Annotated in this window: 15 protein-coding genes; 8 read left to right on the top strand and 7 right to left on the bottom strand. The window is 64.7% G+C overall.

Annotation, left to right across the window (positions count from 1 at the left end; all coding sequences use genetic code 11):
* The first annotated feature begins 194 nt into the window (after positions 1–194).
* From otnI to GM672_RS14005, 5 genes are all read left to right on the top strand, one after another.
* A complete protein-coding gene (gene otnI / locus GM672_RS14025) occupies positions 195–977 on the top strand; it encodes a 2-oxo-tetronate isomerase (RefSeq protein WP_155471151.1) in 783 nt (260 codons plus the stop codon).
* 93 nt (positions 978–1,070) lie between these two features.
* A complete protein-coding gene (locus tag GM672_RS14020) occupies positions 1,071–1,982 on the top strand; it encodes a hypothetical protein (RefSeq protein ID WP_188915972.1) in 912 nt (303 codons plus the stop codon).
* Positions 1,979–2,491: a hypothetical protein gene (locus GM672_RS14015; protein ID WP_155471150.1), complete on the top strand. Its 513-nt coding sequence runs from the start codon at positions 1,979–1,981 to the stop codon at positions 2,489–2,491. The genes GM672_RS14020 and GM672_RS14015 overlap by 4 nt, the downstream gene beginning before the upstream one ends.
* Positions 2,488–2,862, top strand: a complete 375-nt coding sequence (locus tag GM672_RS14010) for a TraR/DksA family transcriptional regulator (protein ID WP_155471149.1) — start codon at positions 2,488–2,490, stop codon at positions 2,860–2,862. The genes GM672_RS14015 and GM672_RS14010 overlap by 4 nt, the downstream gene beginning before the upstream one ends.
* Before the next feature lie 45 nt (positions 2,863–2,907).
* Entirely contained in the window at positions 2,908–3,813 is a 906-nt protein-coding gene (locus GM672_RS14005) for a universal stress protein (RefSeq protein WP_155471148.1), read from the top strand.
* Positions 3,814–3,847: 34 nt separating this feature from the next.
* On the opposite strand, the gene GM672_RS14000 is transcribed toward GM672_RS14005, so the two are convergent.
* A complete protein-coding gene (locus tag GM672_RS14000) occupies positions 3,848–4,204 on the bottom strand; it encodes a hypothetical protein (RefSeq protein ID WP_155471147.1) in 357 nt (118 codons plus the stop codon).
* Between the two features lie 60 nt (positions 4,205–4,264).
* Positions 4,265–4,816, bottom strand: a complete 552-nt coding sequence (locus GM672_RS13995) for a glycine zipper domain-containing protein (protein WP_155471146.1) — start codon at positions 4,814–4,816, stop codon at positions 4,265–4,267.
* Positions 4,817–4,969: 153 nt separating this feature from the next.
* Between GM672_RS13995 and nosR the strand changes: the two genes are divergently transcribed.
* On the top strand, positions 4,970–6,244 hold the full coding sequence (gene nosR / locus GM672_RS13990) for a response regulator c-di-GMP phosphodiesterase, NosR family (protein ID WP_155471145.1): 1,275 nt from the start codon (positions 4,970–4,972) through the stop codon (positions 6,242–6,244).
* Positions 6,245–6,250: 6 nt separating this feature from the next.
* On the opposite strand, the gene GM672_RS13985 is transcribed toward nosR, so the two are convergent.
* The 3 genes from GM672_RS13985 to GM672_RS13975 all read right to left on the bottom strand — a co-directional run bounded on the left by GM672_RS13985 (position 6,251) and on the right by GM672_RS13975 (position 9,162).
* Positions 6,251–7,561: an ATP-binding protein gene (locus GM672_RS13985; protein ID WP_155471144.1), complete on the bottom strand. Its 1,311-nt coding sequence runs from the start codon at positions 7,559–7,561 to the stop codon at positions 6,251–6,253.
* Positions 7,561–8,460 carry a M90 family metallopeptidase gene (locus tag GM672_RS13980; RefSeq protein WP_155471143.1) on the bottom strand — a complete coding sequence of 300 codons (900 nt, stop codon included), beginning with the start codon at positions 8,458–8,460 and terminating at the stop codon, positions 7,561–7,563. The genes GM672_RS13985 and GM672_RS13980 overlap by 1 nt, the downstream gene beginning before the upstream one ends.
* 105 nt (positions 8,461–8,565) lie before the next feature.
* Positions 8,566–9,162 carry a winged helix-turn-helix domain-containing protein gene (locus GM672_RS13975; RefSeq protein WP_155471157.1) on the bottom strand — a complete coding sequence of 199 codons (597 nt, stop codon included), beginning with the start codon at positions 9,160–9,162 and terminating at the stop codon, positions 8,566–8,568.
* 509 nt (positions 9,163–9,671) lie between these two features.
* Between GM672_RS13975 and GM672_RS13970 the strand changes: the two genes are divergently transcribed.
* Entirely contained in the window at positions 9,672–10,703 is a 1,032-nt protein-coding gene (locus GM672_RS13970; protein ID WP_170300066.1) for an OmpA family protein, read from the top strand.
* Between the two features lie 61 nt (positions 10,704–10,764).
* On the top strand, positions 10,765–11,670 hold the full coding sequence (locus GM672_RS13965; protein WP_155471142.1) for a YihY/virulence factor BrkB family protein: 906 nt from the start codon (positions 10,765–10,767) through the stop codon (positions 11,668–11,670).
* A gap of 46 nt (positions 11,671–11,716) precedes the next feature.
* Here GM672_RS13965 and GM672_RS13960 read toward each other — a convergent pair whose 3' ends face one another.
* Together GM672_RS13960 and GM672_RS13955 are read right to left on the bottom strand one after the other, a co-directional pair.
* On the bottom strand, positions 11,717–14,293 hold the full coding sequence (locus tag GM672_RS13960) for a TonB-dependent receptor (RefSeq protein ID WP_170300065.1): 2,577 nt from the start codon (positions 14,291–14,293) through the stop codon (positions 11,717–11,719).
* Positions 14,294–14,929: 636 nt separating this feature from the next.
* Entirely contained in the window at positions 14,930–16,165 is a 1,236-nt protein-coding gene (locus tag GM672_RS13955) for a cyanophycinase (RefSeq protein WP_155471140.1), read from the bottom strand.
* Between the last annotated feature and the right edge of the window lie 39 nt (positions 16,166–16,204).

Below are 16,204 nucleotides of genomic sequence, written 5' to 3'. Positions count from 1 at the left end.
GGCCCGCACCAGCGCCCCACGCGCCGGCGGCCAGCGCTCCGGCGCTGCGGCACCTGCCCGTACGGGCGGTGGCGGCGGCGGTCGCGGCCGCTGATCGGTTCTGCTCCAGTGAAGAAACCACCGCTTGCGGTGGTTTTTTTTCGTCCCGCGATCCGACCTGCTAGCATGACGTTTTCACCACGCCCCACGCCGCCATGCCCCGCTTCGCCGCCAACCTGTCCATGCTGTTCACGGAACATGCCTTTCTCGACCGCTTCGCTGCCGCGCGCGCAGCCGGTTTCGAGGCCGTCGAGTTCCTGTTCCCCTATGCCTACGATGTCGATGCCATCGGCGCGCGCCTGCGCGAGAACGACTTGCGCCTCGTGCTGCACAACCTGCCACCGGGTGACTGGGACGGCGGCGACCGGGGCATGGCCTGCGATCCAGCCCGGATCGGCGAGTTCCGCGCCGGCGTCCAGGCCGCCCTGCCCTACGCGACCGGGCTGCAAGTGCCGTACGTGCACTGCATGGCCGGTATCGTCCCGCCGGGGCTGGACCCGGCAATGGCGCGAATGGCCTACATCGCCAACCTGCAATATGCGGCCGACTGCTTCGCGCCGCACGGCATCGGCGTGCTGGTCGAGCCCATCAACGGCTTCGACATGCCCGGCTACTTCCTGCAGCACAGCGCCCAGGCGCTGGAACTGATCGCCGCCGGCGCCCGCCCCAATCTGTATCTGCAATACGACATCTACCATATGCACCGGATGGGCGAGCCCGTGGCGGCGACCCTGCGCGCCGCCTTGTCGTCGATCCGCCACCTGCAGCTGGCCGACGCGCCCGGGCGCCATGAGCCGGGCACGGGCGAGATCGACTATCCAGGCCTGTTCGCCCTGCTCGACGAGCTGGGCTACGATGGCTGGATCGGCTGCGAGTACCGGCCGCTGCGCGACACGGTGGCCGGATTGGGCTGGCGCGACGTTGTGCAATTGCGATAAGCTGGGGCGGTTGGGCTTGTCTTTGCGCGCGCGCAAATGCGCGTGAATTCGCAGGGAGCAAGATGATGATTCCGGTCACAAGAAAGGATTACCATGCCTCTGCCGTCCGTCCTGCCCCTTGTCGTTCCTTTTGTCGTTCCTTCTGTCGTTCCCTCTGTCGCGCCGCGGCGCTGCCCGCACCTGGCGTCGCTGCTGTTCCTGCTGGCGCTGGTATTGCTGACCGGCTGCGCCACCCAGAAGCGCCTCGAATCGGTGCGCAGTTTCGCCGCCGGCGCGCCCACCCTGTCGTCGTATGCTGAGCTGAGCCAGCGCTACCGCGACACCTACCAGCGCGAACAGCCCTACCTGACGGCGGTGGCCGACCAGCGCGAAAAGCAGCTGGACGCGAAGCGGCGCGATGCGTATCCCGATTTCGTCGCCATCCACCACGCCGTCGTGACCTATATGCGCGCGCTGGGCGCCCTGGCCGGGGACGGCCAGTACGACATGGGCGGCCAGATCAAGGAAGTGGCGACCAATATCAAGACGTGGCCCGATGCCGGCATCACGGACAGCCATGTCAACGCCTACGCCGGCCTGGCGCGCCTGCTGGCCCGCTACGCGGGCGCGGCCAGGCAGGACGAGGCCGTGCTGGCGATGCTGCGCGAAGGCTATCAGCCCATGCAGGCCTCGCTGGACGCGATGAGCACGGTGCTGCGCCACTATGACAAGACCCATGACAACGAGCGCGCCATCGTGCTGGGCATGCTGGATGTGGAAATCCCGTTCACCAACGAAGGCAAGGACCGCCTGCTGGGCGTGCTGGCGCGGGCCCACCGCCAGGACAAGGCGACGGAGTACCGGCTGCTGGGCCTGCGCCACAGCCTGGCGGCCCGGCATGTCAACACGGTGCGCGAACAATACCAGGCCCTGACACGCGAGCTGGGCGTGGTCCCTGACAGCATCCATGTCGCCGCGCCCGCCGGGCCGGCCGTTCCCAGCAACAGCCAAGGAGCCACGCCATGAGCCCCACCACCACATTGCCCGCCGATATCGAAGCGCTGGCCGACAGCCTGTCCGCCTGCGCCAACGAACTGCACCAGCGCATCATGCGCGCCATCCGCCGCAATGGCCAGGACCGGATCGAAGGCGGCGAGGATGAGGGAAACGAGGCCGGCGGCGGCGCCGCCAGCGGCATCACGCAGGCCGACGCCCAGGCCCTGTTCGACCAGGAAGTGGCGCTGCGCCAGAGCGCCAACAGCCTGTACGTGGACTCGGCGCGGCTGGCCGTGGCGGGGCTGGCCATACCGGGCCAACAGCTGCTGAGCCTGGCCGCACGGGCGCGCGAAACCATCCGCCGCATCGACCGGGCCAAGGAGATCGCCGGCATCGCCGGCAGCCTGATCGGCGTGGCTGCCGCCATCCTGTCGGCCCATCCGCAGAACCTGGCGACGGCACTGGAAACGCTGGACGAGCACCTCGATGCGCTGAAAGACGAGTCGCTGCAAAAACCAGGGACTACAATGAAGACATGAAGGAGCTCACTGCGGAACAGTCGGCGGCGCTGCGCGCGGCCCTGGAGCAGCGCAAGGCCGCGCTGCTGGGGCAGCTCGCGGGCCGGCCGAACAGCGAGTTCAACCGTACCCCGGCCGTGGAGGAAGTGGAAACCTCCCCGGCCGACAGCGCCAGCAACCGCACCTTGAACCAGCTCGAGGCGGAAGCGGAGGAGCACCGCCTGTCCCAGCTGGCCGCCATCCGCCATGCGCTGGCCAAGTTCGAAACGGGCGACTACGGCGCATGCGAAAGCTGCGGCGAAGCCATCGGCTTCTCGCGCCTCGACGCCCGGCCCGAGGCGAGCCTGTGCATCAAGTGCCAGACCCGCATCGAGCAGCACGCGCGGCGCTGAAGCTGGCGTGCGCGCACGCTGCGATTCGGGTCCTATAATCGAGCCATGACCTACAAGACCATCCTGGTACACCTGGACGAAGCGCCCCACGTGGCCGCGCGCGTGCTGATGGCGGCCGAACTGGCGCTGCAGCACGGCGCGCACGTGATCGGCGTGGCGCTGACGGGGGTGTCGCGCTTCCTGTACCAGAACGAAATGGTGGACGACGAGGACCCGAACCTGGCCCGCCACCTGGACGTGCTGCGCGACCGTGCGGCGCGGGCCCTGGCCGGCTTCGCGCCCCAGTTGCGCGCGCTGGGCGTGCAGTCCTTCGAGGAGCGCGTGCTGGACGACGAGCCCGGCGCAGGCCTGGCCTTGCTGGGCCGCCATGCCGACCTGGCCATCGTGGGCCAGGCCCTGCCCGACCAGCGCGGCACCGCGGCCAGCTTCCCGGCCGAGGTATTGACGGAGTCCGGCTGCCCCGTGCTGGTGGTGCCGCACTCGGCCAGGCCGCGCGCGTCGATTTCCGTCAGCGCGGCCGGCGTGGCCAGTGCGGGAGCGCCGGCACCGGGCCGCGATATCCTCGTTGCCTGGAATGCCAGCAAGGAAGGCGCCCGTGCCGTGCGCGAAGCCCTGCCCCTCTTGAGGCGGGCCGACAAGGTGACAATCGCCATCCTGGATGCGGACCTGCATCCCGTGTTGTACGGTGAAACGCCCGGCGCGGACGTGCTGGCATGGCTGGGCCGCCACGGCGTGACGGCCGAACTGGTGCTGGCGTCGAGCCCGCGCCAGGGCCTGCTGAAGCGGCCGTCGCAAGTGGGCGAGTCGCTGCTGGAGCTGGCCACTGAACGGGGCTGCGACCTGATGGTGCTGGGCGCCTTCGGCCACTCGCGTTTTCGGGAGACGCTGTTGGGTGGCATCACCCGCACGGTGCTGGACGGCATGACAATGCCCGTGTTGATGGCGCACTGACAGCACGCTGACGGCGCGTCCGTCACGCGTCACACTAGGCCTTGCTCCAGTCCTGGTCGCGGATCTTCGCCACTTGCCGCTGGGCCAGCCACTTCCACAACTGCAGCGCGTCATCCTGCCCCGCGGACATGCGGCGCGGGTCGGCCAGCGCGATCTCGCAGTCGCGGTCCGACCATTCCTCGTAGCGGATGGCGCCGCCGCTGCCGACTTCCAGCTGGTACATCAAGCCGTCGTCATAGCCGAATTTCAGGATGGCCGTGCCGGGCGCGCCGTCGGGCCCCAGCATGGCGCCGTCATACACCTGGGCCAGCGCGGCGGCCAGCTGCGCTTCCGTCGGGGCGGCCACATCGCGGCCGTCCGGCCCCGTGAGCAGCAACCATGCGTGCGTCATGTGACCTCCCTCATGCGACCTCCCCGTTGTTCCTGCCCAACGCCGTTTCAACTTGCCGTGTCAGCTCACCAGATGCGGCAGCGACAGCGGATCGAAATCCTTCCAGTCGCCGTTCGTGATGGTGCCTTCGGCCTTTTCGATGCGGTTCGCTCCCAGGTCGCGCAGCACCTGCACGGCGCGCCCTTCGTCGCCATCCGGCAGGGCGACGGCGATCATCATGCCGGGCGAGCGTGGCTCGACGGTGTTCTCGCCGCCCTGCTCCGGCTCGCCCTTGTCCTTCATTTCGGAGAAGCTGTACAGCGAACCCACGTGGGCACCTACCAGGCCGCCGACGACGGGTCCGATGGGGCCCGTCAGCGGCACCGTGGCCGCGCCGATGGCCGCACCGATGGCGCCACCCGTGGCCGCGCCCTTGGCCAGGCCTTCCGGCGTGTCCTTGGCACCGGGCGACTTGTCGCGGTCGCCGCCGAGTTCATGGGTGGCATGCTGGCCCGGCTGGCTCACATAGAAGGCGCTGATGCCGTCGTTGGGAAAGCCCGCATCGAGCAGGGCCTGACGTGCACTGTCGACCTGGTCCTGCAACTGGAAATGTCCTGCGATGATCGTTGTCATTATTTTCTCCCGCGTTATTGAACCAGGCCAGCTTGCCGTGCCCGCCCCCCTGTTTCCGTACGCTGACGCACATATCCGCACGGACTTGCCCGGACGTATAATGAAACTGCCGCCTTCCTTCCGGCCCTTCAACCTCAGTCACAGGAGGAAGCCATGCCCGAATCCGCCGCCCCTGCCGCCGGCACCGCCACGCTGCCCACCATCCTGTGCGTGGACGACGAGGAAAATATCCTGTCCGCGCTGCGCCGCCTGTTTCGCGGCAAGGGCTACCGCGTGCTGACGGCCGCCAGCGGCGCGGCCGGCCTGCAGGTACTGGAGGGCGAGAGCGTCGATCTTGTCATTTCCGACATGCGCATGCCGGAAATGGACGGCGCCCAGTTCCTGCAGCAGGTGCGGGCCCGCTGGCCAGGCACCTTGCGCCTGCTGCTGACCGGTTATTCCGATATCCACTCCATCATCGAGGCCATCAACTGCGGCGAGATCTACCGCTACATCACCAAGCCGTGGGACGACCACGACATCCTGCTGGTGGTGCGGCAGGCGCTCGAAACGCGCGCGCTGGCACTGGAAAAAACGCGGCTGGAACAGCTGGCGTTGCGCCAGCACGCGGCCAATGAAGCGGCCATGGCGGCCAACGCCCGCCTCAAGCAGAACTACATCACCACCATCAAGATCCTGGCCAGCATCGCCGAACTGCGGGGCAGCAACCAGGCCGGCTCGGCACGCCAGATGGCGGACCTGGCGCGGCGCATCGCCGTGCAGTTGCAGCTGGACCCGAAGGAAACCCAGGATGTCTTCGTCGCCGCGCTGCTGCACGACCTGGGCAAGATCGGCTTCCCGGACGAGTTGCTGTCGACCCCGCTCACGCAGATGAACGGCCAGTCCCTGGGCCAGTACCGCAAGCACCCGATCCACGCGCAGCAGCTCCTGATGCCGCTGGAAGACCTGCATGGCAGTGCCGCCATCGTGCGGGCCCAGCTGGAACGCTTCGATGGCAAGGGCTTCCCCGACGGTATTGCCGGCTTCGCCATTCCGCTGGGCGCGCGCATCCTGGCCCTGGTGGCCGACTACTACAACCTGCAGCAGGGCGGCATGGTGCAGCGCCATTTGCGCGAGCCGGAAGCGCGCTCGCTGATCCTGGACGGCAGCGGCAGCCGCTACGACCCGGCCGTCGTGACCGCCTTCCGGCAGGTGATCGACGGCGGCATGGCGGGCCACGCCGGCGAGGGCCATGGCGGCGTTGAAATCCTGTCGGGCGAGCTGATGCCGGGCATGGTGCTGGCGCGCGACCTGGTCAGCCGCGAAGGCCTGATGCTGCTGGCGGCCGACCATGTGCTGGACGCACGCATCATCGCCCAGGTGCAGGATTTCGAGAACAAGAGCGGCATGCGCCTGCACATCTTCGTGCAGCGGCCCGTGCCGGCCTGACTCCCCTCAGGCGACGGCTTCCTTGCGCGGCGGGTGCACCGGCAGCCATACGGTGAAGGCCGTGCCCTTGCCCACTTGCGACTGCACGTCGATGCGTCCGCCGTGGCGGCTGACGATGCCGTAGGACAGCGACAGGCCCAGGCCCGTGCCGCTGCCGACGGGCTTGGTGGTGAAGAACGGCTCGAAGATGCGCGTCAGGTGCTCGGGCGCGATGCCGGCGCCGTTGTCGCGGATTTCGATCCAGACCCAGTCCTCGCGCAGGCCCGTGCGGATGCGGATGGCACCGCGCCCGACGATGGCCTGGCCGGCATTGACCAGGAGGTTCATGAAGACCTGGTTCAGCTGCGAGGCCAGGCATTCAATGCGGGGCAAGTTGCCGTATTCCTTCAGGATCGTGACCTTGTATTTCAGCTCGTTCGAGACGATGTTCAAGGTGCTGTCCAGGCCCTGGTGCAGGTCGGCCAGCTGCCACGCCGTCTCGCCCACGTGCGAGAAATCCTTCAGCGACTGGACGATCTCCTTGACCCGCCGCAGGCCGTCGATGGATTCGCGCACGAGGGCCGTCACGTCATCGCGCAGGAAGTCCAGGTCCGCCTCGGCCCGCACGGGCGCCATCCGGCCGGCCAGCGCCGGCAGCCCCGCCACGGCCGCGTCGTAGGCGTCGATCACGGACAGCAAGGTGCCCACATAACCCTGCAGCGAGCCCATGTTGGAATTGACGAAGCCGATGGGGTTGTTGATCTCGTGGGCGATGCCGGCCGCCAGCTGGCCGATCGACGCCATTTTTTCCGATTGCAGCAACTGTTCATGGGCCTCGCGCAGCTTGCCGATCAGCTGCTGCTGCTCGACGCCCTTGGCCTGCAGCGCCTCTTCCATGGCCTTGCGGTCCGTGATGTCGGTCAGCGCGCCGATCACCTCCAGCGGTCGGCCCTCGTCGTCGCGCACGAGGCGCAAGGTATCGTGCATCCACAGGTAACGCCCGTCGGCCGCGCGGAAGCGGTACTCGTACACCCGCTGCCCTTCCGTGAACACCTGGGCCAGGCTGGCGACGATGCCGGGCGCGTCGTCGGGGTGGATGTGGTCGAACCAGAAATTTGGGTCGGCCAGCATCTGGTCGGGCCTGTAGCCCAGCATATTGAAGGCGTTGTTGCTGACGAAGGTCATCTTGAAGTCGCCGCTGGGTACGGTACTGTAGATCAGTGCCGGCGTGTTGTCGACCAGGTATTGCAGGCGCACGAGGGGCGAGGCGCTGTGCGGCAAGGCCGCCGACTGGGTAGCCGGCGCCGACGACAGGGCATCGAAGTCCTCGAACTCCATTACCAGCTGGCCCAGGCAAACGAGCGGTTCGCCGGCAGCTGCGGCATGGCGGGCGCTTCCGGCACGGGCTCGGGTTCGGGCGCATCCTGCCATTGGCAGGGATCGACGCGGTAGTACTTGCGCAGTTCGTCATACAGGGCCGCGTGGCGCTCGCGCAACTGCCACGGCTTGCCGAAGAACGTCTCCGTGGCGACGGCGAAGAACTCGGCCGGATTGGTGGCCCCGTAATGGTCCAGCACGCTGTGCGGGTCGCCTGCCCAGGCCGCCTGGCGCAGGTGGGCGAAATCGCGCGACAGCACGGTGGACCAGCTGCGGTAGTTTTCCGGGCTGCCCAGGTAGGGCGCGCCGTTGGTGCTGCCAGACTCGCTGTCGAGCTGGTGGGCGAACTCGTGCAGTGCCACGTTATGCCCGCTGCTCCAGTCGCGTGCACCGCGCGCCACGTCGTCCCAGGACAGCACGACGCGGCCGTCGTCCCACGATTCGCCCAGCATGCTCTGGTGCACGTCCGTGACGATGCCGCCCGGCCCCACGTCGCGCCGGGGCGCGGCGAATGCGCCCGGGTACAGCAGGACGGCGCGCAGGGGCCGGTACACCTTGCTGGGGCGGTCCAGCAGCAGCATGCAGGCCAGGCCCGCAACGGCGACGCGCATCTCGTCCGTCACGTCGAGGCCGGCGCAACCGACGAATTTTTTCTGATGGAGGAATTGCACGACAAGGCGCTGCAGTTGCTGCTGCAATGCCGGGGTCATGCGGTCGTAGACGGGAATATAGTGACGCAGCGTCTGCACGGCATCCGGCGGCAGGGGCCGGGACAGCGCACGCTTCAGGGACCAGCGGGGATACCAGAATGGCGCGGCCACGGCCAGCGCCACCAGGGAGATACTGAGCAATGCTTCCATTTTCTGCCGTCCATGATGAACACGTCCGCCACAGATGGGGTGTGTTGCCGGCAATTCAACGGCACCGGCGGGGCCGGCGCGGCCCCTTCGGCTTGCTCGACTACTTTATTGCTGGGCCTTCTGCAGCGACTGCGGCGCGCCGAACAGGGCTGCCACCAGCGGATCGCGGGTGACGGGACCACGGTTCACGCGGATGGCGTAATGCGTGTCGTCGGCCAGGATGTGGAAGTGGCGACCGCTGCCGGCCATGCTCTGCTCGCGCAGGCTGGGGCGTTCCTTGCGCGGTGGCGCGCCTTCGCGTTTCGGCTGGACGATGGCGGCCAGGAAGGCCTGCACACGCTCGGCATCCGGGGTCAGGCGGTAGACGGCCTTGCCCAGGTAGGTGGCGGTGCCCTCGATATAGCGGGCCAGTTCGATCACGCCCGCTTCGCGCAGGTCACGGATATATTTGCGGGCGCCGGACGGGGAGAACTTCAGGAACCAGGCGATTTCATCGGCCAGCATTTCATGATTTTGCAATTCGCCGATCAGCTTTTGCATGTTCTCGATGCGACGCAGCGTGGCCGAGGTGGAACGCACACGCTCGATCGGCGCCAGCGACAATGCCTTGCGCTCGGTACCGGGACCAGGGCGCTCCACCAGGGCCAGGCGCGGCTTGCTGGTCGAAGACGAGCTCTCGCGCACTTCCGCGTGAGCGGCCATCACATCGCTGTTCGACAGGTCGTGGGTTTCTCGGATTGCATGCATTTGAACACTCCTTATAACGGTAGCCCGAAGGCACGGTAACCGGGGGAGGCCGTGCCACATCTTGTAATCTTGTGTTTCCTTAGACTCAAGAATGCCCTTATGCGTTACACAAGTCTGTGCGGCAACGAACACAAATGGGCCAATCGCTATCACGAGACTTTTTTCTGATGTGTTGCGATTTGGTAGCAATAACATGCATTTTTCGCAAGCTGTCCTATATTGATATCTGTTCGACAGTGCGACGGGACAGGGGTTCCTGATTTGTTAATGTTGTGAAATAACAACACATTTGATTTGCCGCAAGCTTTAGGTGCGCTAGCGCACCGAAGGTTTGGTGCGGTCCCGCCTACACTTGACGTAACAGCAATGCAATAGCTGCAATATAAAAGCAGAGCAGGAACCCGCGCCTCCTTTTAGAATTGCTGTCGCATCAAGTTATCCTTTTAACGCATCAGGAGTTTTCAGTGAAAAAAATTAACAACATCGCTATCGCAGCCGCCCTGCTGTGCGCCTCCTTCGCCGCGTCGGCGCAAGACGCCAACATCAATCCGAACTGGTACTTCCAGCCAAGCGTCATGGGCATCAAGCCTGACTCCGACTGGGCAACCGACAAGACCGGTTATGGCGCGGGCCTGAAATTCGGTAAAGCCGTGTCGCCGAACTGGGATATCCAGATGGGCTACACCTATGGCCGCTCGCGTGAAAACGGCGCCCGCTACGAACAGCAGACGCTGGGCGTGGACGCGCTGTACATGTTCTCGCGCCAGAGCTTCCGTCCGTTCATCCTGTTCGGTATCGGCGCCGAGCGCGACAAGGAAAACCGTCGCATGAGCCTGGCTCAGCCGCACCGCACCTCGCCATACGTCAATGCCGGCCTGGGCTTCCAGTCCGTCATCAATGACCGCGTGTCGTTCCAGGCTGACGTGCGCAGCGTCTACGGCTTCATCGGCAGCGACGAATTCCGTCACGACCGTTCGAACAACGTCGTCGCCAACGTCGGCTTCAACTTCGCCTTCGGCCCGACCCCGACCGTCGCCGCGCCACCGGCACCGCCGCCAGCACCGGTTGTCGCTGAGCAGCCAGCACCGGTCGCGCCGCCGCCACCGCCAGCGCGCTTCGAGAAAGTGACGATGTCGACGACGGAACTGTTCGAGTTCAACAGCGCCAAGCTGCGCGGTGACCAGCCGAAACTGGACGACATCGCACGCGTGCTGGGCGAAAACACCACCGTGACGGGCATCACCATCACGGGTCACGCCGACCGCATGGGTTCGGATGCATACAACCAGAAGCTGTCCGAGCGTCGCGCCGTCGCCGTCAAGGAATACCTGGTCGGCAAGGGCGTCGCCGCCGACCGCCTGGATACCCAGGGCAAGGGCGAATCCGAGCCGGTGGTTCAGTGCAACAACAAGAAGCGTGCTGACCTGATCAAGTGCCTGGAACCGAACCGTCGCGTCGAAGTGGAACAGATCACCATCGAACGTCGCGTCAACTAAGCCGTTCGTCTGACCATGCAAAAAGGGGCATCTGCCCCTTTTTGCTTTTGCGGAGAAGATAATGAATTGGAGAAAGTTTCCTCACGTCGCCAAGAAGCTGCCGGAGCTGGGGTATTGCGCCATCATGGAATGGTTCGACCACCGCGGCAGCAGCAAGGGCGCGGCGCTGGCCTTCTACACCCTGTTCTCGCTGGCACCCATCCTCGTACTGGTGATCGCCATTGCCGGATTTTTCTACGGCAAGGAAGCTGCCCAAGGCGAACTCTTCAACCAACTGCGCGGCATGATGGGCACGCAGGGCGCGGAAGCGATCCAGCTGATCCTGGCCGGTGCCAAGAACGAAAGCGAAGGCCGCATCGCCACGATGATTGCCAGCGCCCTCCTCCTGTTCGGCGCCACCAGCGTATTCGCCGAATTGAAGACGAGCCTGGACGACATCTGGCAACTGCCCCCTGTGACGGACAATACCGTGTGGGACACCATCCGCACCCGCCTGCTGTCCTTCGGCATGGTGCTGGCGCTCGGCTTCCTGCTCCTGACGTCCCTCGTCGTCAGCGCCGCGCTGGAAATCTTCCAGCGCTTCTGGAGCAGCTATTGGCCGCAGGCCACCTTCTTCATCACCATCGCCAACCACGTCATCAGCTTCATCGTCATCTCGACGATGTTCGGTGTCATCTACAAGATGTTGCCGCGTATCAAGTTGGGCTGGCAGGACGTCATCATCGGCGCGATCGGCACGGCGCTGCTGTTCATGCTGGGAAAATTCGGCATCGGTGCATACATCGGCAACAGCGGCGTGACGAACAGCTTCGGCGCGGCCGGCTCCACCATTGCCGTGCTGCTGTGGGTGTACTACTCGGCCCAGATCTTCTTCCTCGGTGCCGAGTTCGCCCGCCAGTACGCGCTGCGGCTGGGCAGCCTGAAGCATCACCCGCGCGATGAACAGGGGCGCCTGAAGCCGAAGTAAGGGGCACTGCGCAGGTCAGGCGAGCAGCGCCTGGCCTGGTGCAGGACTATTTGAACGAATAAGCCAGCGCCGCGTAGAACTGGCGTCCGCGCGGATCGGTATAGCTGGGATCGTAACCGACGGAAAAACTGAACAGCTGGTTCGAACGAGGGGGATTCTTGTCGAGCAGGTTCTTGACGCCGGCCCGCAGTTTCAACCCCGTCGTAATCTGATACCCGCCCGTCAGGTCGAGCAGGGAGTAGGAATCGACGCGGTGGACCGAGCCGTCGGCCAGCAGGTTCTGGTCGCGATAGCCGCTCAGGTAGGTTTGCTGCAAGGTCAGGCTGAGCGGGCCCCGTTCGTAGTCCACGCTCACCGTATGGCGCCAGCGCTGGATGATCTGGTCGTTGGTGTACACGCCCAGTGCGCTGATGTCCGGGCCGTCGGCCGCCTCGCGCGTCTTGTAGTCGAACACATAGGTGCCGTTCAGCGTGACGGCGAACCGGCCCAGTTCCGTGGCCGGCAGGCGCCAGTTGACGCCCAGGTCGGCGCCCGAAGTTTCCAGCGCGCCGATATTGCGCAGGCGCGAATCGATCGACAGGATCGGTCCCGGAATACCCGGCAGCGCCGGGTCGGGCACGTCGCGGATGATGTAGGCGGCGTTGCGCACCGGGTCGGTGAAGTAGGAACCTTCCGGCGACACGATCACATCGGTTTTCTTGATGCGCCAGTAGTCCAGTGTCGTCGTGAAGCTGCGGTGCGGTTCCAGCACCAGGCCCACCGAGAACTGCTTCGACTCTTCCGGTCGCAGCGAGACCGAGCCGCCCCGCAGCTTGTCCGGCTGCAGGCCGCAGTAGTCGGGATTTTCCGTGTTGTCGATCGCGCCGAGCTTGATGCAGCCGAGCGGGTCGTTGTAGATGCCGTTGGCCTGGCCCAGCCGCACCGGTCCGTACAGGTCGGCCAGCGACGGCGCGCGAAAGCCGGTGCCGTACGAACCGCGCACCACCACCTGCTTCATCGGATTCCACCGTACGCCCACCTTGGGGTTGGTGGTGGAGCCCACGTCGTCGTAGCGGTCATGGCGCAGCGCCAGCTGTGCTTCCACGCTTGCCAGCACGGGCAAGTTGAATTCGGCATACACGGCCTTGACATTGCGTCCGCCGGAAAACGGCGTGGCCGTGCCTTCGCCGCGGATTTCCCCGGCCGCCAGCAGCGCCGACGGCGTAAACGCCATCTTTTCGCGCCGGTATTCGGCGCCGAGCGCAACGGCAGCCTTGCCCCCGGCCATCTCGAACAGCTCGCGCGTGGCCTTGATATCGAACGAGTCGGTGGTGCCGCGCGAGTGGCGCGCCAGGTCGTTGATCTTCGCCGCCGCCAGCAGGGCCTGTCCTTCCGGACCGGAAGGACCGAAGGGGTTGATCTTGCCGGAAGCGAAAGCCTCGTCGAACAGCGTGGTCCGGACGTAGCCATCGACATACTTGTCGTCGACCTTGTTGACGCTGTGATTGAGCGCCATGTCGTAGTCCCAGCCCAGCGCAACGCCCTTCGCGCCCAGCACCATGCGCGTGGCTGTCGCTTCGATGTCGTTGGTGCGCGGTCCGCCTTCGGTCAGGCGCATGTTGACGTTCAGCGGTGTCTTGTTGGTCGGCACCATCGCATGGGGATAGTACTGGCCCGTCAAGGGATAGATCGCGCCGGAAATCGTCAAGGCGCTGATGCGGTAGGTGGTCGACGTTTCGTTGACCAGCAATTCGCCGTACAAGGTGGTGTCCTTGTCGAGCGCGAACTGGCCACGGGTGAGCAGCGAAACGCGCTTCGAATCCGGGAACAGTTCCGTGTCCTGCATGTAATCATACATGCAGGCAGCCGGGCCGACGAAGCTGTCCGGCGCATAGACGGTTGCCGGCGGATTGCACGCCGGCGCGCTCGGATTCATGCGCGGGCCGGTGGCGGTGGTGCCATTGGCGCGCGTGCGGCGAAAGTTCGCGGGAAACGTGTTCGAACTGCCTGAATCGAGATTGATATCGGGCTGGTAGGCCGAACCGATCCAGCTGCGCTGCGACGAGCGCAGGCTGCCCGTGTCCTGGTAGTCGAGCACGGCCAGCACGTTGTAGCGGTCGGTCGCCAGGTCGCCGATGCCGCCCGACAATGTCGCCATCGCCTTGCGCGCGCCGCCATCCTGCGTGTCGGCGTAATAAACGCTTGCGTCGACGCCTTCGTAATTACGCCGGGTAATAAAGTTGATCACGCCGCCGATCGCATCGGTGCCATAAATGGCCGAGGCACCGTCCTTCAGCACTTCGACCCGGTCGATGGCCGCCGACGGAATGGCGTTCAGGTCGACACCGGCATTGCCGCCAGGCGAGGCAAAATTGGCCAGGCGCCGGCCATTGAGCAATACCAGGGTCGAGGACACACCGATGCCGCGCAGGTTGGCGCCGTTGAAACCACGCTGGCCGGCAATATCGCTGAAGCTGGCGCCATCGGTCAGCGCGGCCGCGTTGGCGGACACCTTCGACAACAATTCCGCCGCCGTGGTGGTTCCGCTCTTTTCGATGTCGGCACGGGTGATCAATTGCACCGGCAACGCCGTTTCGGCGTTGAGGCGCTTGATCGACGAGCCGGTGATTTCGACTTTCGGCATCGGTTGTGCCTCCTGCGCAGCGGCTGGCAGGGCCGCCGATGCGAGCAAGCTTGCAGCAGCCGTGAGGCTGAAAGTTTCCATTACACGGATGGCGATACGCTTTGGAACCGGCCGGTTCCCGTGCTGATATGGCATTCAATCCCCCAAGTGGTTTCAGTCGTAAATATTCCGGCGCTGTGATGGCAACAGGCCGTATCCAACCAATGCCGCTCCAGCCAATGCCAATCCGGTCAATGCCGATCCAGCCGCCATTGCCGCCGACGACGTAGCGGTGAAGCGCGGCACCATGCGGATGCATATATCCCTGCTTTTACACTAGCGTGAGCTGGGCAATTGATCAATGGATTTGGCACAGGTATTTCCGCATCGGCCACAATGTGTAAAAAATAATACATTTTTCGTGCACCAATCGGCTCTTGCACGCTGACACCTGAAAATACCGGCCGCGCGGTGCCCGGCCTCGGATGAAGGGTACTTTTATTTGGCGGAGGAAGATGACATGCTGCCTTCGGCAGCACGCTGTCGGCGCTGCTTATCGACCGCCGGCGCCGGTCGTGGTCGGGATGGACCGTGCAATAAACGACGCATATTGCCGGACGAGGCCCTGCAGAAAGACCTCGCGCCGGCGCGACTGTATCAGTACCAGTCTGCAGGAAGCAAGGTGCCGGAGATAACGTCCAGGTGGTTATACAAAGGCAAGCCGGACCAGTCGGTGAGATTGAAGACACTTTCCGAGTCGGCCAGTTTTCTCACCTCGACGGTGGAAATTGTCAGGGGTGTCTTGGGTTCGCAGACACTTGGCGGAACAGAAGGTCGAACAAAATAAACAGCGCTTTCCGTGGATGTCGAAGGGTTGGTGACCCGTTTCGCCGTGACGGGATTGCCGTTGCCATTACCCTGGACGAGCAATGCGGTCTCGACACCGATGCCGATGCCGCGCGCAGTCCTGCCGCCGCCAGAGGATGCGGGAAGCAAACCGCCGGCGCAGCCGACAGCGCCGATTGGTGTCGCCGTCCGCGCGACGATCCTCGAAATAAAGGCAATAAAGCGTCCCATCCGGTCGCGGCTGTCGAAATGGGAATCGAAAATCAAGCTCGCCAGTGCCGGTGGCGCCAGAAAGCCGCCTTGCAGGCTTAAAGGACTTGGGTCGAAAGTAATGTCCTTATAATAAGGATCCAGCATCGACAACTCCGATGTGGCGGACTTGTACAGTGCAGAGTAATCAAATTGTCCAAGTACGGCCAAGCCGGCGCTGGTACCACCGACGGGAACGTTCTTCCTCATCAATGCATTCAAGGTCTGCTCGAGCGCCGTACCTTTCCAGAAGCGGATGTAGTCGCTCTGGTCGCCACCAGCGATAAAGACCACGTTGGCCTTGGCCAGGATGGCGTTGACGGCCTGACTGTTGGCAGCCTTGACGCTTGGAATGACCAGCGTTTCGACGGACGTCAGGCCAAGGGAAGCGCCCCCCACCCACAGTTCCGCAATCGTGGTTGAGGTCGACAAGGTGTCATCACTGTAGAAGATATAGGGATTGTAAGCCTCCGTTCCGGTCGCCCGGATGACGACGAAACGACCGCCTGTGCCTGGCCTGATACCGGCCCGCTGGATCAGCCATCGAAACGCGGGATCGACGTCGGGACCACCTCCCATCAGTACGAACGATGGCGTCGGAAGCACCGATGGTGCCGTGACCACGGCATTGACGTCACCTGTGGCGAAATAGGAATACAGCGGGATCGGTTGCGCGGCTTCGAACAACGGTTTCGCAGACACCCCACCGGCGGAAAGGATGGATGCCAGTGCGAGCACGATGCCGCCGTGACCGGAGAAAAGTCGGATGAGCAACTGATAGAAATAGCGAGTAACCATTTTCGAGCTCCGGTAACGATCGATTCAGGGAATGTAGAT

The sequence above is a fragment of the Pseudoduganella buxea genome (assembly GCF_009720835.1).
In the GTDB taxonomy this organism is placed as follows: domain Bacteria; phylum Pseudomonadota; class Gammaproteobacteria; order Burkholderiales; family Burkholderiaceae_D; genus Rugamonas; species Rugamonas buxea.
Note: the sequence above shows the minus strand (reverse complement) of the source record. Positions and strands in the feature narration are given on the sequence as shown.